Source organism: Cupriavidus malaysiensis (genome assembly GCF_001854325.1).
Lineage (GTDB): Bacteria > Pseudomonadota > Gammaproteobacteria > Burkholderiales > Burkholderiaceae > Cupriavidus > Cupriavidus malaysiensis.
The window spans coordinates 3,201,364-3,227,223 of sequence record NZ_CP017755.1; the positions used below are offsets into that span (position 1 = coordinate 3,201,364).

A 25,860-nucleotide genomic window follows, 5' to 3' on the forward strand; every position below is an offset into this window, starting at 1 on the left:
TCCGCCTCGCCATGACCCTGCAGCCTTGCTTGACGGTCGACGTGTACTTCGACCTGATCTGCCCCTGGTGCCTGATCGGCAAGCGCCATCTCGACGCGGCCCTGGCCCGCTGGGCGCACGAGCGGCCCGAGGTACCCGTGCGCGTCCGCTGGTGTGCCTATCCGCTGCTGCCCGCCGTGCCGGCCGCCGGCCTCGACTACCGCGCTTTCTACCTGGCCCGCCTGGGCGACGCCCGCGCCGTGGCGACGCGCCGGGCCCAGGTGCAGGAAGCCGCGCGCGCAGCCGGCCTCGAACTGCCGCTGGCGCTGGAGCGCATCGAGGTGCTGCCCAACACCCTGGCCGGGCACCGGCTGATCCAGTACGCCGCGCGGGCGCATGGTGCTGCCGCCGCCGGCGCGCTGACCGAGGAGCTGTTCACGCGCTACTTCATCGCGGCGCAGCACATCGGCGACCCCGAGGTGCTGCGTGCGGCGGCCGACGCCTGCGGCATCCGCGCGCCCGGCCCCGTGCACGACGACGCGCCATGGCTGCCGCCGCTGGCCGTACCGCAGGCGCCGCCGCGCTGGGCCGGCCAGGGCGTGCCCCTGTTCGTCTTCGGCGGCAGGCATGGCGTCAGCGGCGCGCGTCCGGCCGCCGTCCTGTTCGACGCCATGCAGCAGGCGCTGGCTTTCGCGCCGCGGGACCTCGCCGCCTGCGGTTGAACCGCGGCGGCGAAGCGGTGCCGCGGATGCCGGCCCGAACGGCCGGGGCGGCCGGGCATGGCGGGACAAACGCAACGACAAACGCAACGACAAACGCAACGACAAACACAACAACAAACACAACGACGGACGCAGGCACGCCAAAGCGTCCGCCCCCCACCAAGAGGAGACACCATGCCACGCATCATCCGACCTTCCACGCTGCGCCGAACCGGCGCTGCCCTGGCCCTGGCGCTGGCCGTGCCGGCCGCACTGGCCTGGACCGGCAAGCCCGTCCGCATGCTGGTGCCGGCCCCGGCCGGCGGCACCATGGACGTGATCGCGCGCCTGCTCGCCGATCAGTTGTCGGCGGACCTGGGACAGCCGGTGGTGGTCGACAACAAGCCCGGCGCCGGCGGCAGCATCGCCATCAGCACCCTGCTGGCCGCGCCCGCCGACGGCCAGACCATCATGGTCACCGCCAGCAATGTGCTGACCGAGGTACCGCACGTGCTGAAGACGCCGTTCGATCCGCTCAAGGACGTGCGCCCGATCGCCGCGGTGGCCCGCTCCCGCCTGCTGCTGGTCGGCACGCCTTCGCTGCCCGCCAGGGACCTGGCGGGCCTGGTCGCCTACGCCAGGGCCAATCCCGGCAAGCTGTCCTTCGCCTCGTACAGCGCCGGCACCGCCTCGCACTACGCCGGCGCCATCCTGAACCAGAAGGCCGGCCTGGACCTGCAGCACGTGCCCTTCGCCGGCTCCGGCCCGGCGCTGGCCCAGGTCATGGGCGGGCAGATCCCGCTGATGTTCGACGGCATGGTGACCTCGCTGCCGCTGCTCAAGGGCGGCAAGCTGCAGGCCTATGCGGTGGCGTCGAAAACGCGCTCGCCGCTGCTGCCCCAGGTGCCCACCTTCGCCGAACTGGGCTACCCGGAACTGGACTTCAGCAACTGGGTCGGCGTGATCGGCTCGGCGCGGCTGCCCGAGGCGCTGGCCGCCAGGATCGCCGCGGCCAGCTACCGCGCCGCGGCCACGCCGCGCGTGCACGAACGCATGAAGGATCTCGGCTACGAACCCATCGAGGCCCAGTCCCTGCCCCAGCTCGGCCAGGCCGTACGCACGGAATTCGAGCGCAACGCGGGCATCGTCAAGGCCTTCGGCATCCAGCCCTGAGTCGCCGCCGCACGCCGTGCCGCCGTGCCACCAGCCGGCGCGGCGCACGCGCCGGATCCCTGCAGGATCCGATTCTTGCGCGCGGCCGATTTCTCTTCTGCGGCCAGCCCGCTGTTTCGCCGCGCGGGCGGCCCGTAGAGTGGCTCCGTTCTCAACCCGGAACGGAGTTTCCATGCAAGCGGTACAGATCCAGCAATACGGCGCGGCGGATACGCTCGCCTTGGTCGACGTCGCCACCCCGGCCCCGGGGCCGGACGACGTCGTCGTTCGCGTGCACGCCGCCGGCGTCAACCGGCTCGACGTGCTGCTGCGCGATGGCAGCGTGTTCCAGGTGCCGCTGCCGCGCATCCCCGGCACCGACTTCGCCGGCGAGATCGTCGAGGCCGGGGCCAATGTCGACCGCCGCCGCATCGGCGAGCGCGTCTTCGCCGCCCCCATCCTCTCCTGCGGCCACTGCGAACACTGCCTGCGCGGCGAAGACAACCGCTGCAGCCACTTCGGCACGGTCGGTTCCACCATCGACGGCGGCTATGCGCAGTTCGTGCGCGTGCCGTCCCGCAACGCCGTCGCGCTGCCCGAGGCGCTCGACTACGTGCGCGGCGCGAGCTTCGCCCTCACCTACGCCACGGCGGCGGCCATGCTGCGGCGCGGGCGCCTGGCGGCAGGCGAGTCGGTGATGATCCTCGGCGCCAACGGCGGGCTGGGCTACGCCGCGGTCGAACTGGCCAGCGCCATGGGCGCGCGCGTGATCGCCATCGGCCGCAGCGCCGACACCGACGAGGCACTGCGCCGGGCGGGCGCCACCGCCGTGGTGCTGGCCGGCCCCGCCATGGCGGACGAGGTGCGCGAACTGACCGGCGGGCGCGGCGTGGACCTGGTCTTCGAGCATGTCGGCGCCGCCACCTTCGAACAATCGGTTGCCGCGCTCGCCATGGACGGCCGGCTGGTGCTGGGCGGCGTGACCACCGGCACCATGGCGCCGCTGGACCTGAAGGCGGTGTTCACCCGGCGCCTGGAGGTGCTGGGCTGCCGCGGCAGCGGGCGCCGCGACCTCGACCACGTGCTCGACCTGGTGGCGCGCGAACGGGTCCGCCCCTGCATCCAGCAGGTGCTGCCGCTCGCCCAGGCCGCGCAGGCGCACCGCCTGCTGGAGTCGGGCGTCACGCTCGGCAAGATCATCCTGACCGTCTGAGGCAACCATCATGTTCATCGTCCTGCTTCACTACGTGCAACCGCTGGCCGCCATCGAAGCCAGCCTGGCGGAGCATCGCGACTTCCTCGACCGCCACTACCGCGCCGGCCATTTCCTGGCGTCGGGACCGCAGGTACCGCGCATCGGCGGTGTTATCCTCGTGCGCCGGCTCGATCGCCGGCAGCTCGACGCCGTGCTGGCCGAAGACCCCTTCTACCGCGAGGGGCTGGCACGCTACGACATCATCGAGTTCACTCCCAGCAAATTCGCCGACGGCGCCGAACCGCTGTTCGTCCCGGCCGGCTGACAACCGATGGACCCCCCGGCATGGACCTGCTGAGCGCGATGCGCGTCTTCCAGAAAGTGGCCTCGACGCTGAGCTTCACCGAGGCCGCCGATCTGCTCGGCATCGCCGCCTCCAGCGTGTCGCGCCAGGTCGACGCGCTCGAAGCCAGGCTGGGGGTCAAACTGCTGACCCGCACCACGCGCCGGCTCGCCCTGACCGAGCCCGGCCGCACCTACAAGGAACAGCTCGCCACCTTGCTGGCCGAGTTGGACGCCGTCCACGAGGGAATCGCGTCCTACGCCGGCCAGCCGCGCGGCCGCCTCAAGGTCAGCTCGCCGCGGGTGTTCGGCAAGCGCCTGCTGACGCCGCTGATTCCGGCCTTCCTGGCCGCCAACCCCGGCGTCACGCTGGAACTGTCGCTGACCGACGACTACGTCGACCTGGTCGAGACCGACACCGACCTCGCCATCCGCATCGGCACGCTGGCCGAATCCAGCCTGGTCAGCCGCCCGCTGGGCCGCTACCGGCGGCTGGCCGTCTGCCATCCCGACTACCTGCGGCAACGCGCCGCACCCGCCGCGCCGGCCGACCTGCTCGCGCACAACTGCCTGCGCTACCGCCGCGCCGGCGAGCGCGTGGTCTGGAGCTTCGCCGGACCCGATGGCGAAGCCGGCATTGAAGTCGTGCCGCAGGGCGACCTGGTGGCCAATGACGTCGAGGTCCTGCTGGAAGGCACGCTGGCCGGCAGCGGCATCGCCCTGCTGCCCTACTGGCTGGTGCGCGACGCGCTGGAGGCCGGACAGCTGGTCCAGGTGCTGCCCCGCTACCCCTCGGCCAGCACGCTGCAGAGCGCCGGCATCCACTTCGTCTACGCCATCAACCGGCGGCAGTCGCGCAAGGTGCATGCGTTCATGGATTTCGTGGTGCAGCGCACGGCCGGGCTGCTGGTGTGAGGGCTTGTCGCGGATAGACGCCGAAAGGGAATAGCAGCCTTCCGCAGCGGGGGCAGGGCACACCATTCCCCCCTTGCGGCGTTTTGACAACCAGGACTGCCCCGATCACACTGCCACAAAATCGAACGCATCGATGACAGGAACGACATGCGGATTGACGACAGATGGGAATCGCAGACGGACGGCATCCGGGCAAGGGATCTGCGGCGCGACGCGCTGGTCCGCCTGCGCGAGGCCGTTTCCCGCACCCGCGCTCAAGCGGATACCCAAGCGGATACACAAGCGGATCGGCTGGCCGCCGATGCCTGCGTGGTGCGCAACGGCTGCTTCGACCATGCTTGATACCGGCGCCCAAGCCCTCGTGCTCGGCGGCGTGCTGAGCGCCGCCGCCGCCGCGGCCCACCTGGCCTGCATCGCCGTCGGTGCCCGCGCCTATCGGTTCATGGGTGCGGGCGAGCGCATGGCGCGCGCGGCCGAGGCCGGCCAGATCCGGCCGGCATTGCTGACCTTGTTCATCGCCGGCGTGCTGCTGCTCTGGGCCATGTACGCCTTCTCGGGCGCCGGCATCGGTCCTCGCCTGCCATGGACGAAACCAGCGCTCGCCTGCATCGGCGCGGTCTACCTGGCACGCGCCGTCTGCTTCCCGCTTCTCAGGCCCGCGTTCCCCGAGAACTCCACGCGCTTCTGGCTGGTGTCGTCGGGCATCTGCGCGGTGCTCGGTTCGCTCTACGCGGTGGGTGTCGTCGCGGCCTGGGCGGATCTGTGATCCGTCGTGGCGTCGCTGCCTGGGCTGACGCGGCCCGGCGCATCGTCCATCGGGTGGGAATCGATCATCGGGATCCGGTGGCAGGGGTCCTGATCTGGATGCCGGCCTGCGCTTTCGCCGCCGCAAAGAAAAAACGCCAGCCGCGCTGCGGCTGGCACTGAGCTTTCCCTTCCTGCCTGGGCTGCATGCGTGCGCAGCGTCTTGTTATCGATCCGGCCTGCGCCCGCCTTCGGGATCCCGCCCACGAAGACGACGCGCTCGCCGCCGCTCAGAACGGCCTGCTGCCGATAATGCCCGCCCGCTCCATCTTGCGGTGGCAGGGCGGGTAGTCCATCACCGCATAGTGCTGGGTCGCGCTGTTGTCCCAGATCGCCACGCTGTCCGGTTCCCAGCGCCAGCGCACCTGGAACTCGGGGATATAGGCCTGGCTGATCAGGTAGCGCAGCAGGTCCGCCGCGCCGGGGTTGCCGTCCTGCCCGAAGCGTACGCGCGCCGGCGTGTGGTAGTTGGTGAAGTGGGTGGTGAAGCCGTTCACGTAGAGGATCTTCTCGCCGGTCTCGGGGTGGGTGCGCACCACCGGATGCTCGGCGTCGGGATACTGCGCCTTCAGCGCGAGCCGCTTCTCGATCGGCATCGCCGCGCCGAAGCTGGCTTCGATGCTGTGGCGCGCGCGCAGGTCGGCGATCTGTTCCTTGACGTGGGCCGGCAGGTTTTCGTAGGCCAGCACCATATTGGCCCACATGGTGTCGCCGCCCACCGGCGGGCACTCCACGCAGCGCAGCACCGCGCCGAACTGCGGCGCCTCGCGCCAGGTGGTGTCGGAGTGCCAGGCGTTCTCGTAGCGGTCGTTGGGCTGGTCCGGCGTCTTGTAGATGCGTACCAGGCCGGGGTGCTCGGGATCGCTGCCGGCGACCGGATGGTCTTCCAGTTCGCCGAAACGGCGCGCGAAGGCCACGTGCTCGGCGCGGCTCAGTTCCTGCTTGCGCAGGAACAGCACGCGATGGCGCAGCAGCAGGGCGCGGATCTCGGCGAACAGGCCGTCGTCGCGCACGGCGTCGGCAAGCTGCACGCCGCGCAGTTCGGCGCCGAGCGCACAGGTGAGTTGGCTGACTTGCATGGCGGCCTCCTCAGATGACGAAGATCGACGAACCGGTGGTCTTGCGCGCTTCCAGGTCGCGGTGCGCCTGCACGGCATCTTCCAGCGCGTAGTGCTGGTGGATCTCGATGCGGATGCGGCCGGCGCCGACGTGGTCGAACAGCTCGCCGGCCAGCTCGGCCTTCTCGGCCGGATCGGCGATGTAGTCGGCCAGCGCCGGGCGGGTCAGGAACAGCGAGCCCTTCATGGCCAGCAGCACGGGATCGAAGGGCGGGATCGGGCCCGAGGCGGTGCCGACGCAGACCATGGTGCCGCGCCGCTTGAGCGAATCCAGCGAGGCCATGAAGGTGTTCTTGCCGACGCTGTCGAACACCACCGATACGCCCACGCCGTCCGTCAGCTCGCGCACGCGGCGGGCGACATCCTCGTGGCTGTAGTTGATCACATGGTCGCAACCATGGGCGCGCGCCACCTCGGCCTTGGCCTCGGACGAGACCGTGCCGATCACGGTCAGGCCGAGCAGCTTGGCCCACTGCGAGACGATCAGGCCTACGCCGCCGGCGGCGGCGTGCAGCAGGACGGTGTCGCCGGCGCGGAAGGCGTGGATGCGGCGCGTCAGGTAGGCCGAGGTCAGGCCGCGCATGGTCATGGCGGCCGCGATCTCGCAGCTGATGGTCTCGGGCAGGCGGATCAGCGGCGCCGCCGGCACCAGGCGCTCGGTGCTGTAGGCACCCAGCGTGTTGACAAAGCCGGTGTAGGTGACGCGGTCGCCGACCGCCACGTTGTTCACGCCCGGCCCCACGGCCTCGACGATGCCGGCAGCCTCCACGCCAATGCCGCTCGGCAGCGGCACCGGATAGATGCCCGTGCGGAAATAGGTGTCGGCGTAGTTCAGCCCGACCGCCACGTGGCGGATGCGGACCTCGCCGGGGCCGGGATCGCCGACTTCGACCTGTTCGCAGCGCAGCACTTCGGGACCGCCGGTTTCATACATGCGGATGACCTTGGCCATCGGTTGTCTCCTGTCGTGATCGCGGCGCGCGACGCGCGCCATGCATGCTGTGCACTGTAGGTGCCGGCGCCGCGGCGCGCTTTGCATTGCGCACCGGGAACTTTGCATTTCATGCCAGGCACATCTATGATCGCTGCGCGTGCCGGGGCGGCCGGCACGCCAGGCCAGCCCGGGGGCAACCCGGGACAACCCGGGACAACAATACGGAGACAGTCGGGACGTGGAGACGCTGATACGTGCCGCGGCACTGAGCCATTTCTTCGAGGTCGCGCACAGCCTCGGCCTCAATCCGCAGCCGCTGCTGCGCCGGGTCGGCCTGAGCCGCGCCATGCTGCAGGACCCGGACCGGCGCGTGCCGGCCGCCGCCGTGGTGGCGCTGCTGGAAGCCTCGGCCCAGGCCAGCGGCTGCCTGACCTTCGGCCTGCGCATGGCTGAAACCCGCCAGTTGTCCGATTTCGGCGCGATGAGCCTGTTGATCGGCCAGCAGCCCACGCTGCGCGCGGCGCTGGCCACGCTGATCCGCTACCGCCACCTGGTCAACGATTCGATCGCGCTGCTGCTGGAGGACGTCGGCAAGACGGTCGTGATCCGCCACGAACTGGTGTCCGCACCGGGCTCACGCCAGGCCACCGAACTCGCCATCGGCGTGCTGGCGCGCCTGGGCAGCGCGCTGCTGGGCGCGCGCTGGCAGCCGGTCAGCGTGAACTTCACGCATGCGGCGCCAGCCGACCTGCGCGCACATCGCCGGCTGTTCGCCTGCCCGCTGGTCTTCAACAGCGAATTCAACGGCATCGTCTGCCTGGCGGCCGACCTGGACGCGCCCAATCCCGGCGCCGACCCGGTCATGGCGCGCTATGCGCAGCGCTTCGTCGATGCCCTGCCGGCCCCCGGCGGCGGCGCCATCGGCCACGAGGTGCGCGCTGCCATCTACCTGCTGCTGCCGATGGGGCGGGCCACCAGCGCCGCGGTGGCGCAGGGGCTCGGCCTGAGCCTGCGTACCATGCAGCGCCAGCTCGACGAGGCGGGCGAGACCTTCACCGGCATCCTCGACGAAGTGCGCCGCGAACTGGCCCGGCGCTACGTGGAAAACCCGCAGTACTCGCTCACACGCGTGTCCGGGCTGCTCGGCTACGGCTCGCCGGCCGCCTTCTCGCGCTGGTTCTCGGCCCGCTTCGGCATGGCGCCGGTGGCCTGGCGCAAGCAGGCCGGCGGGCGCGCCGGCTGATCCCCTGTGCAGCGCAAGGCGCCTGGCCGCTCAAGTTTCGCTCCGGCTGTCCGTAAAGGGTTCCCATTGCCATCCGATGTGGCATACGCCATCCCTGGACCCGGACATGCGAAGCATTCTTTTGCTCGAGGACGAGGCGGAACTGCGCGAGGAAATCGCCGCCTTCCTGCAGAAGCGGGGCTGGACGGTGCTCCAGGCCGGCAGCCTGGCCGAGTCCGCGCCCCTGATCGAACAGGCCGATATCGCCGTGATCGACGTGATGCTGCCGGACGGCACCGGCTTCGAAGCCGTCGCCCGCCTGCGCCGGCAGCGGCCGGGCTGCGGCATCGTCATGCTGACCGCGCGCGGCGAGACGCAGGACAAGGTGCGCGGCTTCGAGGACGGCGCCGACCACTACCTGGTCAAGCCCATCAAGCTGCTGGAATTCGACGCGGCACTGCGCGCCCTGAGCCGGCGCGTGGCCGCGAGCTGGCAGCTCGACCGCCAGGCCAGCGAACTGATCGCGCCGGAAGGCTCGCGCATGATGGTCTCGGTCAACGAGGGCAGCCTGCTCGAACTGCTGGCACGCCACCCGGGCCAGCCGGCCAGCCGCCGCGAAATCGTGGAGAACTTCGGCCAGGAGTGGCTGCACTACGACGAACGGCGCCTGGAAACCCTGGTCAGCCGGTTGCGCCAGCGCTGGCGCAGCCTGACGCGCAGCGAACTGCCGCTGCGCACGGCGCACCGCGTCGGCTATATCTTCGCCGCGCCGCTGGCGCTGGCCTGAGCGGTCCTGGCGGGAGGGCCACGCCTCCCTGCCGGCCCTCCCGCCTTTTCCGCTCCCCCCCGTTTCCCCCGTTTCCCCCGTTTCCCGCCCGTTTCTTACTCCCCGTTTCCACCGGTTGCCGGCAGGACTTGAGCCTTCTCGCTACCGCCGGTTTGCTCCCCTCTCCCGCTTGCGGGAGAGGGGCCGGGGGAGAGGGCAGGCGCCGGCCGGCCGCAGCTTGGGATTACACCATCGGCTTCGTCCCGATGCTCGCGTGCTGGACCACACCGACGGCTTCGTCATGCGTGGCGCCTTGCTAAACCACCCCTCTCCCCCGCCCTCTCCCCATGCGGGGAGAGGGAGCCAAGACCGTGTGCTTGGCGTTCTGTGTTGGTGCACTCGTCGGCATCGTCCAGCGCGTCGTGTTTCGCACCGCGCCGGCCTGTTCCTCCATCACTCCCCCTTCGCTCCCCATCGGTTCCCCCTTGCTGCCATTAAAGGCGCCGAAGCGGCGCAAATGGTGGCGACATTGTGAAAGCACATGCCCCGCCGTCTCCGGCACGCCGCCGCATGCCCCTCCCATGGGGGGGGCGGGCGCGCCGACGGGGCCGGACCGGCGTGGCATAATCGGGCGGCCCATGCCGCTTCCGGCACGCCGCCTCCGCTGGACCCGAGCCGAAGGGATCGATGCCAGACTCCGCCGCCATCTCCGCCATTCCCCCCGATACGCCACAGTGCCTGCAGGTGCTGGTCGTCGACGACATGCCGGCCAGCCGCGCCGAGACCGCCCAGCGGGTGCGCGAAGCCGGGCACCGGGCGGTCGAGGCAGGCAGCGGCGAGGAAGCCCTCGCCGTGGTCGCGGCCCGCCATGTCGACCTGGTGCTGCTGGACCTGCTGATGCCCGACATGGACGGCTTCGAGGCCACGCGCCGCCTGCGCGCGCGCGAGCCATACAGCTGGCTGCCGGTGGTGGTGATGTCGTCGATGAGTGGCGCCGACCATTTCGTCAAGGCCATCGAGCAAGGCGCCGACGACTACCTGCTCAAGCCGGTCAGCCCGGAACTGCTGCAGGCCAAGCTGCGCAATATCGGCCGCGCGCTCGAGCTGCAGACGCGGCTGGCGGCGCAGGCCATGCACAACCGCGCGCTGTTCGACCATGTCGGCGACGCCGTGCTGGCGCTCGACGGCGCGCAGCGCATCTGCGACGCGAACCGCGCCGGCCTGGCGCTGCTGGGCTTGTCCGCCCTGCCACCCGACGGCATCCCGCTGCACTCGCTGATTCCCTCCGGGCTGCCGCCGCTGGAGCCGGGCGACGCGCGCCAGGTCCGCATCGAGCGCAACCTGCGCCGCGCCGACGGCCGCGAGAGCGCCGCCGAGATCGGCATGACCGGCTGGCCCAGCGGCAGCGCGGCACGCGTGTCGCTGGTGCTGCGCGACCTCAGCGAGCGGCGCCGCCTCGAACGCCTGAAGGACGAATTCCTCAGCACCATCAGCCACGAGCTGCGCACCCCGCTGACCTCGGTGCTGGGCGCGCTCGGCCTGCTCGCCGGCGGCGCCGCCGGCGAGCTGCCGGAGCAGGCGCGGCGCCTGACCGAGGTCGCGCAGCGCAACGGCGAGCGGCTCGGCCGGCTGATCGACGACGTGCTCGACCTGACCAAGCTGGAAGCCGACCGCATGATGCTGAACCTGCGTGTGCAGGCGCTGGAACCGCTGCTGGCGGAAGCGGTGCAGGCCAATGCCGACTATGCGCGCCGGCTCGGGCGCACGCTGCAGGTGGTGGCGCCGCCGCCGCCCGGACTGCGGGCCGAGATCGACGCCGACCGCTTCCTGCAGGTGATGGCCAACCTGCTGTCGAACGCGGTCAAGCACTCGCCGCCGGAGCAGCCGGTGGAAATCCGCTGCCACTGCGCCCAGGGCCGCCTGCGCATCGCCGTGCGCGACCACGGCCCGGGCATCGACCCGGCCTTCCGCGCCAGGCTGTTCGAGAAGTTCTCGCAGGCCGAGCAGACCGACCGCCGCAGCGGTGCCGGCACCGGCCTGGGCCTGCACATCAGCCGGCTGCTGATCGAACGCATGGGTGGCAAGGTCAGCGCGGTGTCCACCGCCGGGCACGGGGCCGAGTTCGTGGTCGACCTGCCGGTCTGGCGGGGCGGCGCCGAACGCACGCTGTCGCAGCCGCAGGTGATGGTGATCGATGGCGATCCCCGCGCGCGCGACCGCATCGCGGCGCTGCTGTCGCCGCTGTGCGAGTTGCATTGCCTCGACGACCTCGGGCAGGCGGTGGACGAAGCGGCCCCGGCGCCTGCCCTGCTGATCGCCGACCCGGCCGGCGCGGACGGCCCCCTGGACACGGTCTGCGTGCGCCTGCGGCGGCTGGCCGGACCGGCACCGGTGCTGCTGTACACCGACGCGATCGGCGCGGAGCAGGCCGGCGCCCATGGCTTCACCCTGCTGAGCAAGCGCGGCACCGGCAACGATGCCTTCCTGCGCGCCGTGCGGCTGGCCGCCAACCTGGCCGGAGACTGACGCCATGGACGCATTGCGGCGGGTGCTGTGCGCCGAGGACGACCCCGACATCCGCACCATTCTCGAACTCAGCCTGGCCACCGTCGGCGGCTACGAGGTCTGCATGTGCGCCGACGGGCGTGCGGCGGTCGAGCAGGCACCGGGCTTCCGGCCCGACCTGATCCTGCTCGACGTGATGATGCCGGGCATGACGGGGCCCGAGGCAATGCAGGCCATCCGCGCCATGCCGGCGCTGCGCGGCACGCCGGTGGTGCTGATGTCGGCGCGCGCCCTGCCGCACGAGATCGAGGCGCTGCTGGAGCATGGCGCCACCGGCGTCATCGTCAAACCCTTCGATCCCATGACGCTGGCGGACAACCTGCGCATCTACTGGGAACACGGGCGTGGCATCGGCGCCGGATAGCGCGGCGGCCGCGCAGCGGCAACTGCAGCGCCTGCGCGAGCGTTTCCTGGCCGGCCTGCCCGGCCGCGCCGACGAGCTGGCCCGGGCCGTCGAGGCCTGGGCCGAGGCGGCGCCGGAAACGGCGGCACAGGCCCGCCTGGCCGCCGCCGCCGTGCTGCACCGCCTGGCCGGCGCCGCCGGCCTGCATGGCCTCGCGCCGCTGGGCGCGCAGGCGCGCGCGCTGGAAGACGCGGTCATGGCCGCCGCCGCCCCGTCCCCCGCCCTGCTGGCCACCCTCGCCGGCTTGCGCGCCACGCTCTCCACCCTCGCCACGCCCGCGGGCCCCGGCGGCACCTCCGGCGCCGATGCCGACGGCCTTGCCGGCTGATGCCGGTGCGCGGCAAGCGCGCGCGAATTCACAAAGCGGTGACATTGTGAACGCCCTTCCCGCATTTAATCACCCTGCGGCCGGCGCCTTTTTCCGCCCGGCCGGAGAACAAGGAGCTTGCCATGCAATTGACGGCCATCCGGGAAACCTCCGGCGTCCTGCTGATCCGGCTCGACGAGGCCCACCTCGACGCCAGCAACGTCAAGGCATTCAAGGAAGCCATCAACCCCTTGCTGGAAGACTACCAGCGCGTCGTCTTCGACATGTCGGCGCTGAGCTTCGTCGACAGCTCGGGCCTGGGCGCGCTGATCGCCTGCCTGCGCCGCACCCACAAGAGCCAGGGCGATTTCAAGCTGTGCGGCATGCTGCGCCCGGTGCAGGCCCTGTTCGAGCTGATGCGCATGCACCGCGTGTTCAGCATCCACGCTACCGCCGAAGACGCCGTGCGCGCCTTCGCCTGAGCCACGCCAACGGAGGTCACCATGCCCGCCCCGACCTGCCTCTACGCCGCCGCCCCCCAGGCCGGCCGCATGCCTGCCGCAGCGACCGCCGCCAGCCAGCCGCGCCGGCAGCCCTCGCGCCGGCACGCACGGGCCGCGGCCGCGCGCTGCCAGCACCTGGCTTCGTACCGCCTGCCGCGCGGCAACGCCGCGCGCCCGACCGCCAGCCGCCACGGCTGAGAGCCTGCCCGGCCGGAGCCGCGGGCCCCGGCCGGCATGACGCATGACGAAGGCCGCTTGCCGCACCGCCTGGCCGCCGGCACGGCAGCATCCGCAGGAGGTCACCTGCGGCGCCCCCTGCCTTCCCCCAGCACGACGCACACCGGACGACGGCGGACACCGGGAAGTCGCCCTGGTGCCGGGACACCGGGGTTGAGCCGGGCGCCGGCCGCGCACGAGGATGGCCGACAAAGTTCACAAAGCGGCCACATTGTGTCGGCCACGGTGCGCTTCAATCCAGGTACCGATTCAGGTACCGATTCCCCGGGGAGCCGCCATGTCCATCGCCCACCATGCCAAGCCGACACCGACGGCCGTCCTGGCCATGCTGCGGCGCGGAGAAACGGACTTCCCGGCGGGCCGCCAGCCACCCCGCCTGCCCGCCCGCCGTGCCGGGCCGCCGCTGGCACTGTCCCACGCCCGATGGATGAAATATGGACCGTGGACCCCATTCCTCATCCTGAGCAGCGCCGCCGGCATGCCGGCGTCCCGCATCGACAGCGGCACGCTGTCCATGGCCGCGCTGGCGACGCTGGCAGCGCTGGCTGCCCCCGCCGCACTGGCCGCACTGGCCACACTGCCGGCCGCCCCGTGGCCGGGCTGCCGCGCCGGCCGGCTGCGCGGTCGGCGCGCATGAACGCGTACCCCGCACCGCCGGCCACGGCGCCAGCCTCACGCGCGAAGAGGCCGACGTGATCCGCTTGCCCAAGCGCCATCCAGCCAAGAGCGGCAGCGCCGATTCCGGCCACGCCAGCCGCCAGATTGCCGCAGGCCCGACCGCGCTGACGGTCGGCGCCCGGCCCGAGTCATTTGCATTGCAAGGGGAAAACCAGAACATGACACCTGAACCCGACACCCGTCGCGGGGGCGCCGCTGCGCGCGCGCAGGCCACGCTGGCGCAGCGCGGCCCGTGGCGGATGGCCTGGCTGCTGGCCCTGGCCGCCTGCTGCCTGGCGGCGACGGTGCCGCACGCCCACGCCGGCGTGGTCGCCGAACGAGTCAAGAGCCGGCACCAGGTGCGCGTGTGCATCTGGCCGGATTACTACGGCATCACCTACCGCGACCCGCGCACCCAGCAGCTGCGCGGCATCGACATCGACCTGTCGGCGGCGCTCGGCGCCGACCTCGGCGTCAAGGTGGCCTATGTCGACTCGTCCTTCGCCACGCTGATCGACGACGTGCGCGGCGACCGCTGCGACGTGGCCATGTTCGCCGTCGGCGTGCTGCCGCAGCGCCAGGCCGTGCTGCGCTTCAGCCAGCCCTACCTGCAGAGCGACATCTACGGCATCACCATGCGCGCCAGCCGCATCGTGCGCAGCTGGGCCGATATCGACAAGCCCGGCGTCAACGTGGCGGTGCAGGCCGGCACCTTCATGGAACCGGTGATGCGCGCCAGCCTCAAGCAGGCCAACCTGGTGGTGCTGGCTCCGCCGCAGACGCGCGAACAGGAGTTGCAGGCCGGCCGTGTCGATGTCTTCATGACGGACTACCCTTACAGCCGCCGCCTGCTCGATAATGCGGACTGGGCGCGGCTGGTCTCGCCGTCCCAACCCTTCCACCGCATACCCTACGCCTACGCCATGCGCCAAGACGACGAGGAGTGGTACCGGACCATCAACGCCTTCGTCGAGCGCATCAAGCACGACGGCCGGCTGGAACAGGCTGCGCGCCGCCACGGGCTGACCGAGGTGCTGATCCGCCAGTGAAACCACCCGAGGCGCCGCCCGGCCGCGGCACCGGCCATCCGCCTGCCTGGCTCACCAGCACCATGGTGCTGTGGGCCGCGGCCGCCATCGCCAGCCTGATGGTCGCCGCCGCCGCCGGCTTCGCCTGGTGGGAGCGCAGGAACGCCATCGACAACGAGCTCGACAACGTCGAGATGCTGGCGCGCGCGCTCGACGACCAGTCGAGCCGCGCGGTCGGCACGGCCGCCATCCTCGGCGACGCCTTCCGCGAAGACCTGGCCGCCTACGACAGCCCGGCCAGCCGCGAACGCATCGACCTGCTGCTCACCCAGGCCATCGCCGGCACGCCCTCGGTGCGCAGCTTCTCGCTGGTCGCCGCCGACGGACTGATCCTGGCCAGCTCCAACCCGCAGGCGCGCGGCAAGCGCATCGATCCGGAGCGCCTGCCGCGCCTCGCGGACACCGACAACGCCGACGCGCTGCGGATCGGCAAGCCGGTGGCGGGCCGCGACCTGGCCGATTCCGAACTGGCCCGCCATCCCGACCCGGCCCTGCGCATGCTGCCGCTGAGCTTCGTGCCGCTGGTGCGGCACGTGGCCCTGCGCAGCGGCGGCGACGCCTACATGGTGATCGCGCTGAACACCGACTACCTGGCCAATACCTTCGGACTGATGCTGTCCGACGCCGGCCGCACCGCCGCGCTGCTGCACTACGACGGCACGCTGCTGGCGGCCACCGAGGGCATCCAGGCGGCCCCCGGCGCCAACTTCTCGGCCAATCCGGTCTTCCGCGAGCTGCTGTCGCAGCGCGACCACGGCAGCCTGTCCGGCATCGGCCTGGACGGCGAGCCGGCCCTGCTCGCCTACCGCGCCTCGCGCCGCTGGCCGCTGGTGGTGATGGTCGAGCTGGGGCTCGACACAGCGCTGGCCGGCTGGCAGGGCCTGATGCACTGGGTGGCCATCGCGCTGGCCGCCGGGCTGGCCCTGCTCGGCCTGGTGGCGGGGGCGGCCTGGCGCAGCCTGCGCAGCAACGAACAGGTGCGCGCCGCCCTGTTCGCGCTGCACCGCGAGATCGCCGCCAGCGAGGCACGCAAGAGCGCCATCCTGGCCTCGGCCATGGACGGCATGGTCACGCTGGACGCGCGCGGCCACATCCTGGAGTTCAACCACGAGGCCGAACGCATCTTCGGCCACCGCGCGCAGGATGCGCTCGGGCGCTCGCTGGACGCCCTGGTGTTCCCGCCGGAATCGCGCGGCGCGCTCGACGGCGTGGCGCGCACGCTGCGCGGCGGCATCCACGCCCAGCACGCGGGACAGCGCTGGGAGCTGCCGGCCATGCGCGCCAACGGCGAGCGCTTTCCGCTCGAAGTCTCGGTGGTGCCGGTGGAGTCCGACGGCGAGAGCATCCTCTCCTGCACCCTGCGCGATATCTCCGAGGCCAAGCAGGCAGCCGAGGAGCGCGAGCAGCTGCTGGAGCGCTACCGCGAATCGTCGGCGAGCCTGCGCGTGCTCAAGCGCGCGCTGGACCAGCACGCCATCGTCAGCATCTACACACCCGAGGGCGTCATCGCCTACGCCAACCGCAAGCTGGCCGAAGTCAGCGGCTACCGGCGCGAGGAGCTGGTCGGCCAGGACCTGCGCCTGCTCGCGCCGAAGGGCCAGCGCGAACCGATCGAGCACGACCCGCTCGCCCTGGTCCGGGCCGCGCAGGCCTGGGCGGGGCAGCTGGTGCACCAGAAAAAGGACGGCACCCTGTACTGGGCCGCCTCCACCATCGTGCCGGACCTCGACGCGCACGGACGGCTGCGCCAGATCTTCCTGATCCAGACCGACATCAGCCGCCAGATCGCCGGCGAGCGCGCCATCGAGGCGGCGCGCCGCGCCGAGCTGGAACTGGGGGCGGGCATCCAGCGCGCCCTGCTCACGCGCGACCTGCCGCCGGCCGTGCTCGACTGCTTCCTGTCTGGCTTCAATACCGCCTCGCAGGGCATCAACGGGGATTTCTTCGACCTGTTCCAGTTCAGCGAGGGCTGCTTCGACATCCTGGTCGGCGACGCCATGGGCAAGGGCGTGCCGGCCGCGCTGCTGGGCGCCGGCCTGAAGATGCAGTTCGCGCGCTCGCTGGCCGAACTGGTCACCCGCGGCGGGCCGGCCGACCGTGCCCCCCAGGCCGTGCCGGCGATCGCGGCCGGCGCCGCGCGCGGCAACCGGCGCGCGCCGCCGCAGCCGGCCGAGATCATCGCCCACGTGCAGCGGGCCATGCACCGGCAGCTGGAAGAGCTCGAGAGCTTCGTCACCGTGTGCTACCTGCGCATCGACCGCAACCGCAACACCCTGACCTGGGTCGGCTGCGGCCACGAGGAGACGCTGCTGCTCGGCGCCGACGGCAGCCACCGCTTCCTGGCCAACCAGCATCCGCCGCTGGGCGTGCTCGAGAGCGCCGACATCGAGCAGTCCGAGGTGGCGCTCGGTGCCGGGCAGACCGTGGTGCTGTATTCCGACGGCGTGACCGACGCGGTGGGCACCGATGGCGAGCGTTTCGGCCTGCCGCGCATGACCGACACGCTGCACCGGCTGCTGGGCACGCACCAGCGCCCCGGCACCATCGCGCGCGGCATGCAGCACGTGATGCAAGCCTACACGGCGGACGGCAGGATCGCCGACGACATGACCATGCTGGTGCTGCAGACCCCGGCCGAGGCGGCCGGCGCGCGCGAATGGCGCTTCGAGATGCCGCGCGCGATGACGCAGCTCAAGGCCCTGCACACCTTCGTCGAGGCCCATGGGCGCGACGGCGGGCTCGACGAAGTGCAGGCCAGCGCCCTGGCCCTGGCCGCGGTGGAACTGGCCAGCAACGCGGTCCGGCACGGCGGCCACGCCGAAGACGGCGGCCCGCTGGAGTTCATCTTCCGCGCCGCGCCCGACGCCTGCCAGCTCGAACTGTTCTACACCGGCACGCCGTTCTCGCCGCCGCGCACGCTGGCACCGGACTTCAGCGGCGGCTCCGAAGGCGGCTTCGGCCTCTTCATCATCCGCGAAAGCTGCGACGCCGTGCGCTACGGCCACGCCGACGGCGTCAACCATGCCACCCTGGTCAAGCGCCTGCACGCGGCGCTGGCCGCCAGCGCGGGCGGCTGAGGCCGGCGCGGCCGCGCGCCCGATCCTGGCGGGCCACCGCGGTTTTGCAATCGTGTAACCATCCCGGCGCCGCTCCGCGGTGCAATGGCATCCAGAACAACATGCTGGATGTCCATGATGGCCACGCCTCTCCTCTACATCCTCCCCAGCGGTGAGCTATCCGGCACCGAGCGGATGGCCATCCGCACGCTGCAGCACCTCGCCGACAGCTTCGACGGCGTGATCGTGGCGCCGCCGGGACCGGTGCATGCGCACGCCAGCCAGTGCGGGCTGCGCAGCGAGAGCTTCCGGTCGAGCGCCGGCCTGGCGCGCCTGCTGTGGCGCGCCGCGCGCCGCGAGCCCGAGCTCGCGGTGGCCTCGCTCGACCTGTCGCAGGCCTTCCTGGTGGTGCTGGCGCAGGCCCTGGGGCGCGCGCGCGTGCGCCACCTGCACATCGTGCGCGGGGGCAGCGACGAACGCCTCAGCTACGGCTACAAGCGCCTGCTGCAGCCGTTCCCGGTGGCTTTCGTCGCGGTCTCCGACTTCGTGCGCGAACGGCTGGTCGCGCACGGGGTGGACGCCGCGCGCATCAGCGTGGTGGAGAACTTCATCGAGCCGTCGGCGGTGGCCTGGCGCCCGGTGTTCCGCGAGGCCGGCGTGCGGCGCGTACTGATGCTGAGCCGGCTCGACCGCATCAAGCGCGCGGGCCTGCTGCTGCAGGCGGTGCGCAGCCATCCGGCCCTGGGCGCCATGCAATTCGACCTGTACGGCAGCGGTGAACAGGAAGCGGAACTGCGCGCGGCCGCGGCCGGGCTGCCCAATGTCACGCTGCACGGCTTCCGTGCCGACGCGGCCGGCCAGCTGCGCAGCTCGGACCTGCTGGTCCACACCTGCGCCGAGGAGCCGTTCGGCCTGGTGGTGCTGGAAGCCTTTGCCGCCGGCGTGCCGGTGCTGGTGCCCAATGCCGGCGGTGCCGGCGGCCTGGTGCGGCACGGCGAGACCGGCTTCCACTATGCGGCCAACGATCCCGACGCGCTTGCCGACGCGCTGCAGGCACTGCAGTCGGCCCCGGCCGCGCTGCTCAACGCGGTGGTGGCCAATGCCCGCGCCGAACTGTCGGACCGTTTCCACCCGGCCCGGCTGGCGCAGCGCTACCGCGACCTGCTGCAGCCGCGCGGCTGAACCCGCGCCGTACCGACGCACACCGACACAGACTGGACCGACCAAGCGGAGCCGACCATGCCGAATCCTCCCCTGCACCACACCCGCGACAGCCTGTACGGAACGGCCGGCCACCCCGGCTGCACGACCGCCCCCGACATCTCGGTGGTGGTGATCGGACACGACGACGGGGCCCGCCTGCGGCGCTGCCTCGACAGCGTGCACGGCGCCGACTGGCGCGGCCTGGCCTACGAGCTGATCTACGTCGAGGCCGGTCCGGTCGGTGGCAGCCCGGCCCAGGGCATCCGCCCCGGCAGCGCGGCCGGCCGCAATGCGGGCTGGCGGAGCGCGCACGCCACCGCGGTGCTGTTCCTCGACGGCGATACCCTGCTCGCCCCCGCCTTCCCCCGGCTGGCGCTGGCCGCGCTGCGGCGCGGACGCTACGCCGCCGTATGGGGCGACGGGCACGAGGCGGCCTCCGGCCGGGCCGCCGATCGCGGCGCCAACGCCCTGTTCCGCCTCGACGCGCTAATCGAGGCCGGCGGCTTCGACGACAGCCTGGACACCGGCGCGGGACCGGAGCTGTGCCGCCAGCTGCGCGCCACGGGCTGGCGCATCCTCCTGCTGGACGCACCCGCGACCCCGCACGAGGTTGCCGTCCCCCGCACCGTCCCCCCCGTCAGCCAGGCCCGGTGCGGCACCACGCGCGCAGGCCGGGCGCAGGCCAAGGTCCCGGCGCACTGCCGCCAGCGCGACAACGCGCAGCAGCTGCGCGACATCCACCGCAACCTGCTGCATGGCGCCGCCATCGCGGCGCTGCCCCTGGTACTGGCCGCCGCCCTGGCGGCGGGGCCGGCGGCCAGCGCGGCCGTGGCCGGCGCGGCGCTGCTGGCCATGCTGCGCGCGGCCATGCACAGGTGCCTGGTGGACGGCAACGAACGCTCCGCCGCGCTTCACCTCGTGCACTCGCCCCTGCGGAAGCTGCCGATCCCGTGGCACCGGCTGCGCAGCGGCTGGCCGGCGCGGCACGGCGGTGCTCCCGCGCTGACCGACTACACGCTGCGGGCGTACGACGCTTCCCTGCACGCGCACCCCGGCATCACCTTCGCCGCGCGGCGCCGCGCCGGGCAGGGAGAGCCGCGATGAGACCGGGCACCTTGCTGCGGCTGGCCGAGGGCCGGCGCGCGCCCGCTGCGCCCGCCGGGAGACCCGCCATGCCGACTGAAACCTCGTACTACCAGTCCAACGGCCCGTCCCGCGACACGCGCCGCCACAAGCCCCGCGCGCCGGCACACGGCCTGGCGATCCTGGTCGTCACCCGCAACTCGGCGCACGGCATCCTGCGCCTGCTGGACGGCCTGCGCCCCGGCGTGCGGCCGGCCGACTGGCAGCTCATCGTGGTCGACAACGCCTCGCGCGACGGCAGCGCCGAGCTGGTCGCCGCGCAGCACCCCTGGGTCACGCTGGTGCGCAGCCCGCGCGACCTCGGCTTCGCCGGCGCGGTCAACCTCGCCGCCAGCCGCGCCGATGCGCACATCCTGCTGCTGCTCGATCCCCGCGTATCGGCCACGCCGGCCTGCATCGCGCAAGGCCTGCAGCGCATGTGGTCGGAACCGGGCGTCGGCATCGCCGGCGGGCGCCTGCTGGGTGACGACGGCAGCGACCGGCCCTCGGCCCGGCGCTTCCCCTCGCTGCTCAACGAAGCGCTGGCGCTGAGCGGCCTGGCGGCGCGCTTCCCGCGCTCGCGCCTGTGCGGCCGCGCGGACCGCACCTGCTGCGATCCCGCCGTGCCCGCCGAAGTCGACTGGGTGCCGGGCGCCTTCGCCTTCGTGCGCACGACACTGTTCGCGGCGCTCGGCGGCTTCGACCTGCGCTTCTTCCGCTACTACGAAGAGGTGGACCTGTGCCGTCGCGCGCGCGGCCACGGTTACACGGTGCAGTACTGGCCGGAACTGCGCGTGCGCCATGCCGGCGGTGACCTCCCCGGCGCCGGCGCCCAGCTCACGCCGTGGCACATGCGCAGCGCACTGCTGTATCACCGCAAGCACCACGGCTGGCTGACGGCCTGGGCCAGCAACCGGCTCGCATCCGCCTGGCACGGCCTGCGCGCGCTGCGCCACTGGCGCTTCGCCAAGGCCGGCGGCGCGCGCGGCGACAAGTACCGGCAGTCGCGCCAGCACGTGGCGCAGCTGCGCCGCGCCTGGCACGACACCATGGGCGGGCGCGTCTCGCCGCCCACGCCGTGGTGAGGCGCCCCGCCCCGCCCAGGCCAAGGCCAAGGCCGGCCCCCGGCGCGCGCCCGCGCCGGTAGCACCGCGCGCCGGATCCCCGTGCCGGGCTTGATCTTCATCAACAGGAGGCGGGAAAGTGGAGCCGAGCCGTCAACGCGCCGGGGCCGATATCGGTTCTCCTGGCAGGCGCCGCAATCGTCCACCGCCCCGGAACGTGCGGACGCCTGGAATACGGCCCCGGCGGGGTGATGACAGCGACAGCACCGCACGTGCCGCCTGCGTGCCATCTGCGTGCCATCTACGTGCCACCTGCGTGCCGCTCGCCAGCCCCTGTCACTGATAAGTAAAAAGAAAAGCATGACGATGTTACGCAGCCTGTATCGCCGGCTCGGCCTTGGGCACCTGGTCCTGGCCCTGGCGGTCTTCTCCTTGCTTGCTGCCTTCGCGAATACCTTCTATTCCGCCTACCGCGTGCAGCGCGAGATCCTGCTGACCAACGCGCTCGAAGCCAACCGGGTCTATGCGGCGAAACTGGCCGACAGCACCTCCAACTTCGTCAGGTCGGCCCAGCAGCAACTGGCCGTCAGCGCCTCCCTGCTGGGCGCCAGGCCCTTCGGGCGGCAGGCGCTGGAAGACGAAGCCTGGCGCCTGCTGCACCAGACCGACTCGTTCAACTCGGTGCTGATCGTCGACGCGCGCGGCACGGTGCTGGCCGTGATGCCGACCACGCTGAACCTCGCCGGCAAACAACTGGACAGCGAAGGCGCGCGCGCGGCGCTCGATGCCCGGCAGCCGCGCATCACCCAGGCCTACGTGTCCGCCGCCGGCAACCTCGTGGTCAATATCTCGCAGCCGATCCTGGGCAAGGACGGGCGCTACCTCGGCTATGTGGCGGGCTCGATCTACCTGCGGGAAAAGGGCATCCTGCATGCGCTGCTGGGCGAGCACTACTATCGCGACGGCTCCTACCTCTATGTGGTCGACCGCGCCGGCCGCATTCTCTACCACCCGGACAGCGGCAGGATCGGCAAGGTCGCCAGGGACAACCCGATCGTCGCGGACGTCATCGCCGGCAAGGCCGGCACGCGCCGGATCGCCAATAGCAGGAACATCGACATGCTCGCCGGCTTCGCTCCGGTGCCGGTCGCGGGCTGGGGCATCGTGGCGCAGCGCCCTGTCGCGGCGACACTGGCCGAGATGGACCGCCTCACGCTCGCCGTGCTGCGCGATACCGTGCCGCTCGTGATCGCTTCGCTGCTGGCCGCCTGGTACCTGGCCGGGCTGATCGCCAAACCCCTGCGCCAGCTCGCGCAGGCGACCGGGGAAAAGGACACGGCGGCCACCCTGCGCAGCATCCAGGGCATCCGTGCCTGGTACTTCGAGGCGAGGCAGCTCAAGCAGGCGGTGCTGGAAGGCCTCGCCACGCTGCAGGCGCAGATCGGCGCCCTCAACGAGGCCGCCGTCACCGACCCCATGACGGGCCTGCGCAACCGGCGCGCCCTGTCGGCGCAGCTGCGCAACTGGGGCGCCGCCGCCCAGCCCTTCGCGGTCATCGCCATCGACGTGGACCGCTTCAAGCGCGTCAACGACACGTACGGGCACGAGGCGGGGGACAAGGTGATCTGCCACATCGCCAGGCTCATGCGCGAATGCTCGCGCCAAGGCGATTTCCTGTGCCGGGCCGGTGGCGAGGAATTCCTCATGCTGCTGCCCGGCTGCGGCGCGGCCGAGGCCATGCTGATCGCCGAACGGCTGCGCCAGCGCACCGCCGCCACGCCCGCGCCAGGCGTCTGCGCGGTGACGGTCTCGCTCGGCGTCGCCAGCTGGCCCGAGTCGCACGGCAGCATGGAGCGGGTGCTGGCGCTGGCGGACGCCGCCCTCTATGCGGCGAAGGAACAGGGGCGGAACCGGACCGTGGCCGACGCCTCCCTCGACCTGCCGGACGCGCCCCGTCCCCCGGCGCCACGCTCCGCCGGCTGAGGCCCGGCCCGATGGCGTCCGCTACCGCTGGCCGCTGCTCAATGCCGTACTGCCGCCGCCTCCTGTTCGAAGCGGTAGCCGTAGCCGTACACCGGCGCCACCCGCCAGCCCTTGCTGCCGTCGAGCTTGAGCTTCTTGCGCAGGCGGCTGACATGGGTGTCGACGGTGCGCGTGTCGACGTCGGCGTTCAGGCCCCAGATGCGGTTGAGCAGGTGGTCGCGCGAGAGCAGCTTGCCGGGACTGTCGAACAGGTAGACGGCCAGGTCGAACTCCTTCTGCGTCAGTTCGACAGCCTGGCCGTCGAGCGCGATGCGCACCGCCTGCAGGTCGATCTCATAGGCGCCATGGCGCTTGGCCGCCGTGCCGGCGACGGTGGTGCCAGCGGTGGTGCCGGCGGTGGCGCCATAGCGGCGCGCCAGGGCCTCGATACGGGCCAGCAGCACCGCCGGCCGCACCGGCTTGACGAGGTAGTCGTCGGCGCCGGACCTGAGCGCGCTGACGGTGGTCTGCTCGTCCTCGCGCGCGGTCAGCACGATGATGGGCAGCTCCCAGCCGAGCTGCTCGCGCGCCCAATGGATGATGTGGCCGCCGTCGGTGTCGGGCAGCATCCAGTCGATCAGCAGCAGCTCGCAGCCGCGTCCCACCTGCGCCATGAAACCCGCGCCGTCGCCGAAGCCCTGCGCCACATGGCCGCCGCCCTCCAGCCAGGCCAGGATCACATCGCGCTGGTCCGGATCGTCTTCCAATACCGCGATCTGCATTGCCCCTCCCTTTCATCGCCCAGGCCCTCCCGCCACCGGCTGGCGGGGCCGGATTCTACCTGTTGCGCGCGCACAACCCGGCGCCACGCGGCCGGCCCGGGCGCGCCAGGGCCCACCCTCCCACCATAGCAGCCGGGCGCCTGCGAGCGCACCCCTCGCTTGATGGATATCAATCCGCGGCGTGACGGCGGCGTCTACAGTAGGAAGTGACTGTCCCGAGGCGCCGGCCGCGATTGCCTGCACCTGGCCGCGAACGGCGCCGCCGGGACCCGACCGCATCGCCGCAACGCCGAACAGTTGGAAACGCGCCCCCTCCCACCCCAGACCGCCCGGACCGCCCAGGCTGCCGGCCCGCCCGGCAGCGCGCGGGTGCGCGCCATCCGTGGCGCGGTGCTCGACATCGACTGCGCCGGCCAGCCGCTGCCCGCTCTCTGCGACGTGCTGGCGGTAGCGCTGGACGGAGGCGGCGAGGTGCTGGCGGAGGTACAGGCCCACCTGGACCGCGGCAGCGTGCGCGCCATCGCGCTGCAGTCGACCAGCGGCATGCGGCGCGGCGCGGCCGTGCGCCTGGGCGGCGGACCGCTGCGGGTGCCGGTGGGCCAAGCCGTGCTCGGGCGCCTGCTCGACGTCACCGGCACGCCGCGCGACGGCGGGCCGGCACTGCCCGCCGGCACGCCGCTGCGCCCGCTGCACCGCGCCGCGCCGCCGCTGGCGGCGCAGGCGCCGGGCACCGAGATCTTCCGCACCGGCGTCAAGATCCTCGACCTGCTGACACCGATCGCCCAGGGTGGCAAGGCCGCCATGTTCGGCGGCGCCGGCGTCGGCAAGACCGTGCTGGTGATGGAACTGATCCATGCCATGGCTGAGCGCTACCAGGGTATTTCGGTCTTCGCCGGGGTCGGCGAACGCTCGCGCGAGGGCCACGAGATGCTGCTCGACATGCGCGGCTCGGGCGTGCTCGGCCGCACCGTGCTGGTCTACGGCCAGATGAACGAGCCGCCCGGCGCGCGCTGGCGCGTGCCGCTGACCGCCGTGGCCGCCGCCGAGTTCTTCCGCGACGAGCGCCGCCAGGACGTGCTCTTGCTGATGGACAATGTGTTCCGCTTCGTGCAGGCCGGCGCCGAGGTCTCCGGGCTGCTCGGGCGCCTGCCCTCGCGCGTCGGCTACCAGCCCACGCTGGCCAGCGAGGTGGCGGCGCTGCACGAGCGCATCACCGCCACGCGCGACGCCGCCATCACGGCGATCGAGGCGGTCTACGTGCCGGCCGACGACTTCACCGATCCCGCCGTCACCGCCATCGGCAGCCACGTCGACAGCATGATCGTGCTGTCGCGCGCGATGGCGGCCGAGGGCATGTACCCGGCGGTCGATCCGATCGCCTCGTCCTCGGTACTGCTCGATCCGCTGCTGCTGGGCGACGACCACGTGGCCACCGCCAACGCGGTGCGCCAGGCCATCGAGCACTACCGCGAGCTGCAGGACGTCATCGCCCTGCTCGGCGTCGAGGAGCTGGGCGCGCAGGACCGCCGCGTGGTGGCGCGCGCGCGGCGCCTGCAGCGTTTCCTGACCCAGCCGTTCACCGTCACCGAGAACTTCACCGGCGTGGCCGGCCGCTCGGTGGCCGTCGCCGACACCCTGGCCGGCTGCCGCGCCATCCTCGACGGCGAATGCGACGACTGGCAGGAGCAGTCGCTCTACATGATCGGCACGCTGGACGAGGCACGCGAGCGCGAGCAGCAGGCGCGGCAAGGGGGCACGCCATGACACCCGCCATGACACCGGC

The 25,860-nt window shown here is 72.2% G+C and carries 25 protein-coding genes; 22 read left to right on the forward strand and 3 right to left on the reverse strand.

Features of this window, described 5'->3' with window-relative positions:
- Nucleotides 1-29: 29 nt before the first annotated feature.
- The 7 genes from BKK80_RS33590 to BKK80_RS33620 all read left to right on the forward strand — a co-directional run bounded on the left by BKK80_RS33590 (nt 30) and on the right by BKK80_RS33620 (nt 5,050).
- Nucleotides 30-701 carry a DsbA family oxidoreductase gene (locus BKK80_RS33590; RefSeq protein ID WP_236903875.1) on the forward strand — a complete coding sequence of 224 codons (672 nt, stop codon included), beginning with the start codon at nt 30-32 and terminating at the stop codon, nt 699-701.
- Nucleotides 702-875: 174 nt separating this feature from the next.
- On the forward strand, nt 876-1,853 hold the full coding sequence (locus tag BKK80_RS33595; protein ID WP_071072985.1) for a Bug family tripartite tricarboxylate transporter substrate binding protein: 978 nt from the start codon (nt 876-878) through the stop codon (nt 1,851-1,853).
- Nucleotides 1,854-2,025: 172 nt separating this feature from the next.
- The gene (locus tag BKK80_RS33600) at nt 2,026-3,045 is read left to right on the forward strand and encodes an alcohol dehydrogenase catalytic domain-containing protein (RefSeq protein ID WP_071072987.1); all 1,020 of its coding nucleotides are present in this window, start codon (nt 2,026-2,028) and stop codon (nt 3,043-3,045) included.
- 10 nt (nt 3,046-3,055) lie between these two features.
- Complete coding sequence (locus tag BKK80_RS33605; RefSeq protein WP_071017929.1) at nt 3,056-3,352, forward strand: YciI family protein; 297 nt, start codon at nt 3,056-3,058, stop codon at nt 3,350-3,352.
- A 20-nt stretch (nt 3,353-3,372) separates the two neighbouring features.
- Nucleotides 3,373-4,284 (forward strand): LysR family transcriptional regulator, encoded by a 912-nt coding sequence (locus tag BKK80_RS33610; RefSeq protein ID WP_071072989.1) that lies wholly within the window; start codon nt 3,373-3,375, stop codon nt 4,282-4,284.
- Between the two features lie 147 nt (nt 4,285-4,431).
- Nucleotides 4,432-4,626: a hypothetical protein gene (locus BKK80_RS33615; protein WP_071039107.1), complete on the forward strand. Its 195-nt coding sequence runs from the start codon at nt 4,432-4,434 to the stop codon at nt 4,624-4,626.
- Nucleotides 4,619-5,050, forward strand: a complete 432-nt coding sequence (locus BKK80_RS33620; protein ID WP_071017886.1) for a hypothetical protein — start codon at nt 4,619-4,621, stop codon at nt 5,048-5,050. The genes BKK80_RS33615 and BKK80_RS33620 overlap by 8 nt, the downstream gene beginning before the upstream one ends.
- A 268-nt stretch (nt 5,051-5,318) precedes the next feature.
- On the opposite strand, the gene BKK80_RS33625 is transcribed toward BKK80_RS33620, so the two are convergent.
- Together BKK80_RS33625 and BKK80_RS33630 are read right to left on the reverse strand one after the other, a co-directional pair.
- Nucleotides 5,319-6,167, reverse strand: a complete 849-nt coding sequence (locus BKK80_RS33625) for a TauD/TfdA dioxygenase family protein (protein ID WP_071017884.1) — start codon at nt 6,165-6,167, stop codon at nt 5,319-5,321.
- 10 nt (nt 6,168-6,177) lie between these two features.
- Nucleotides 6,178-7,158, reverse strand: a complete 981-nt coding sequence (locus tag BKK80_RS33630; RefSeq protein ID WP_071072991.1) for a quinone oxidoreductase family protein — start codon at nt 7,156-7,158, stop codon at nt 6,178-6,180.
- A gap of 220 nt (nt 7,159-7,378) precedes the next feature.
- Here BKK80_RS33630 and BKK80_RS33635 point away from each other — a divergent pair, with 220 nt between their 5' ends.
- From BKK80_RS33635 to BKK80_RS33700, 14 genes are all read left to right on the forward strand, one after another.
- Entirely contained in the window at nt 7,379-8,383 is a 1,005-nt protein-coding gene (locus tag BKK80_RS33635; protein ID WP_071017880.1) for an AraC family transcriptional regulator, read from the forward strand.
- A gap of 106 nt (nt 8,384-8,489) precedes the next feature.
- Nucleotides 8,490-9,149, forward strand: a complete 660-nt coding sequence (locus tag BKK80_RS33640; protein ID WP_071072993.1) for a response regulator transcription factor — start codon at nt 8,490-8,492, stop codon at nt 9,147-9,149.
- A gap of 666 nt (nt 9,150-9,815) precedes the next feature.
- On the forward strand, nt 9,816-11,654 hold the full coding sequence (locus BKK80_RS33645) for a hybrid sensor histidine kinase/response regulator (protein WP_071039110.1): 1,839 nt from the start codon (nt 9,816-9,818) through the stop codon (nt 11,652-11,654).
- Between the two features lie 4 nt (nt 11,655-11,658).
- Nucleotides 11,659-12,057, forward strand: a complete 399-nt coding sequence (locus tag BKK80_RS33650) for a response regulator (protein WP_071017874.1) — start codon at nt 11,659-11,661, stop codon at nt 12,055-12,057.
- Nucleotides 12,038-12,424, forward strand: coding sequence for an Hpt domain-containing protein (locus BKK80_RS33655; RefSeq protein ID WP_071072995.1), 387 nt, complete (start codon nt 12,038-12,040; stop codon nt 12,422-12,424). Before BKK80_RS33650 ends, BKK80_RS33655 begins: the two co-directional genes overlap by 20 nt.
- Before the next feature lie 122 nt (nt 12,425-12,546).
- Complete coding sequence (locus BKK80_RS33660; protein ID WP_071017871.1) at nt 12,547-12,885, forward strand: STAS domain-containing protein; 339 nt, start codon at nt 12,547-12,549, stop codon at nt 12,883-12,885.
- A 21-nt stretch (nt 12,886-12,906) separates the two neighbouring features.
- Nucleotides 12,907-13,104 (forward strand): hypothetical protein, encoded by a 198-nt coding sequence (locus tag BKK80_RS33665; RefSeq protein ID WP_071039111.1) that lies wholly within the window; start codon nt 12,907-12,909, stop codon nt 13,102-13,104.
- Between the two features lie 316 nt (nt 13,105-13,420).
- On the forward strand, nt 13,421-13,780 hold the full coding sequence (locus BKK80_RS33670; protein ID WP_071072997.1) for a hypothetical protein: 360 nt from the start codon (nt 13,421-13,423) through the stop codon (nt 13,778-13,780).
- Between the two features lie 280 nt (nt 13,781-14,060).
- Entirely contained in the window at nt 14,061-14,849 is a 789-nt protein-coding gene (locus tag BKK80_RS33675) for an ABC transporter substrate-binding protein (protein WP_071022058.1), read from the forward strand.
- Nucleotides 14,846-17,965 carry a SpoIIE family protein phosphatase gene (locus BKK80_RS33680; RefSeq protein ID WP_071072999.1) on the forward strand — a complete coding sequence of 1,040 codons (3,120 nt, stop codon included), beginning with the start codon at nt 14,846-14,848 and terminating at the stop codon, nt 17,963-17,965. Before BKK80_RS33675 ends, BKK80_RS33680 begins: the two co-directional genes overlap by 4 nt.
- Nucleotides 17,966-18,079: 114 nt before the next feature.
- Entirely contained in the window at nt 18,080-19,126 is a 1,047-nt protein-coding gene (locus BKK80_RS33685) for a glycosyltransferase family 4 protein (RefSeq protein WP_162287362.1), read from the forward strand.
- A 57-nt stretch (nt 19,127-19,183) separates the two neighbouring features.
- Nucleotides 19,184-20,251, forward strand: a complete 1,068-nt coding sequence (locus tag BKK80_RS33690) for a glycosyltransferase family 2 protein (protein WP_071073001.1) — start codon at nt 19,184-19,186, stop codon at nt 20,249-20,251.
- Nucleotides 20,252-20,319: 68 nt separating this feature from the next.
- Nucleotides 20,320-21,354 (forward strand): glycosyltransferase family 2 protein, encoded by a 1,035-nt coding sequence (locus BKK80_RS33695; protein ID WP_083384354.1) that lies wholly within the window; start codon nt 20,320-20,322, stop codon nt 21,352-21,354.
- A 339-nt stretch (nt 21,355-21,693) separates the two neighbouring features.
- Nucleotides 21,694-23,316 carry a sensor domain-containing diguanylate cyclase gene (locus BKK80_RS33700; RefSeq protein ID WP_236903878.1) on the forward strand — a complete coding sequence of 541 codons (1,623 nt, stop codon included), beginning with the start codon at nt 21,694-21,696 and terminating at the stop codon, nt 23,314-23,316.
- Nucleotides 23,317-23,354: 38 nt separating this feature from the next.
- Here the strand turns inward: BKK80_RS33700 and BKK80_RS33705 are convergent, their stop codons facing one another.
- Nucleotides 23,355-24,077 (reverse strand): response regulator transcription factor, encoded by a 723-nt coding sequence (locus BKK80_RS33705; RefSeq protein ID WP_071073006.1) that lies wholly within the window; start codon nt 24,075-24,077, stop codon nt 23,355-23,357.
- Between the two features lie 297 nt (nt 24,078-24,374).
- Between BKK80_RS33705 and atpD the strand changes: the two genes are divergently transcribed.
- On the forward strand, nt 24,375-25,841 hold the full coding sequence (atpD, locus tag BKK80_RS33710; RefSeq protein ID WP_071073008.1) for a F0F1 ATP synthase subunit beta: 1,467 nt from the start codon (nt 24,375-24,377) through the stop codon (nt 25,839-25,841).
- The last annotated feature ends 19 nt before the right edge of the window (nt 25,842-25,860 follow it).

Coding starts and splice junctions, on each gene's coding strand:
- BKK80_RS33595 (WP_071072985.1), top strand. CDS start 876: ATGCCACGCATCATCCGACCTTCCACGCTGCGCCGAACCGGCGCTGCC.
- BKK80_RS33610 (WP_071072989.1), top strand. CDS start 3,373: ATGGACCTGCTGAGCGCGATGCGCGTCTTCCAGAAAGTGGCCTCGACG.
- BKK80_RS33685 (WP_162287362.1), top strand. CDS start 18,080: ATGATGGCCACGCCTCTCCTCTACATCCTCCCCAGCGGTGAGCTATCC.
- BKK80_RS33600 (WP_071072987.1), top strand. CDS start 2,026: ATGCAAGCGGTACAGATCCAGCAATACGGCGCGGCGGATACGCTCGCC.
- BKK80_RS33625 (WP_071017884.1), bottom strand. CDS start 6,167: ATGCAAGTCAGCCAACTCACCTGTGCGCTCGGCGCCGAACTGCGCGGC.
- BKK80_RS33620 (WP_071017886.1), top strand. CDS start 4,619: ATGCTTGATACCGGCGCCCAAGCCCTCGTGCTCGGCGGCGTGCTGAGC.
- BKK80_RS33705 (WP_071073006.1), bottom strand. CDS start 24,077: ATGCAGATCGCGGTATTGGAAGACGATCCGGACCAGCGCGATGTGATC.
- BKK80_RS33645 (WP_071039110.1), top strand. CDS start 9,816: ATGCCAGACTCCGCCGCCATCTCCGCCATTCCCCCCGATACGCCACAG.
- BKK80_RS33650 (WP_071017874.1), top strand. CDS start 11,659: ATGGACGCATTGCGGCGGGTGCTGTGCGCCGAGGACGACCCCGACATC.
- BKK80_RS33665 (WP_071039111.1), top strand. CDS start 12,907: ATGCCCGCCCCGACCTGCCTCTACGCCGCCGCCCCCCAGGCCGGCCGC.
- BKK80_RS33630 (WP_071072991.1), bottom strand. CDS start 7,158: ATGGCCAAGGTCATCCGCATGTATGAAACCGGCGGTCCCGAAGTGCTG.
- BKK80_RS33700 (WP_236903878.1), top strand. CDS start 21,694: ATGACGATGTTACGCAGCCTGTATCGCCGGCTCGGCCTTGGGCACCTG.
- BKK80_RS33670 (WP_071072997.1), top strand. CDS start 13,421: ATGTCCATCGCCCACCATGCCAAGCCGACACCGACGGCCGTCCTGGCC.
- BKK80_RS33605 (WP_071017929.1), top strand. CDS start 3,056: ATGTTCATCGTCCTGCTTCACTACGTGCAACCGCTGGCCGCCATCGAA.
- BKK80_RS33640 (WP_071072993.1), top strand. CDS start 8,490: ATGCGAAGCATTCTTTTGCTCGAGGACGAGGCGGAACTGCGCGAGGAA.
- BKK80_RS33690 (WP_071073001.1), top strand. CDS start 19,184: ATGCCGAATCCTCCCCTGCACCACACCCGCGACAGCCTGTACGGAACG.
- BKK80_RS33695 (WP_083384354.1), top strand. CDS start 20,320: ATGCCGACTGAAACCTCGTACTACCAGTCCAACGGCCCGTCCCGCGAC.
- BKK80_RS33675 (WP_071022058.1), top strand. CDS start 14,061: ATGGCCTGGCTGCTGGCCCTGGCCGCCTGCTGCCTGGCGGCGACGGTG.
- BKK80_RS33615 (WP_071039107.1), top strand. CDS start 4,432: ATGCGGATTGACGACAGATGGGAATCGCAGACGGACGGCATCCGGGCA.
- BKK80_RS33660 (WP_071017871.1), top strand. CDS start 12,547: ATGCAATTGACGGCCATCCGGGAAACCTCCGGCGTCCTGCTGATCCGG.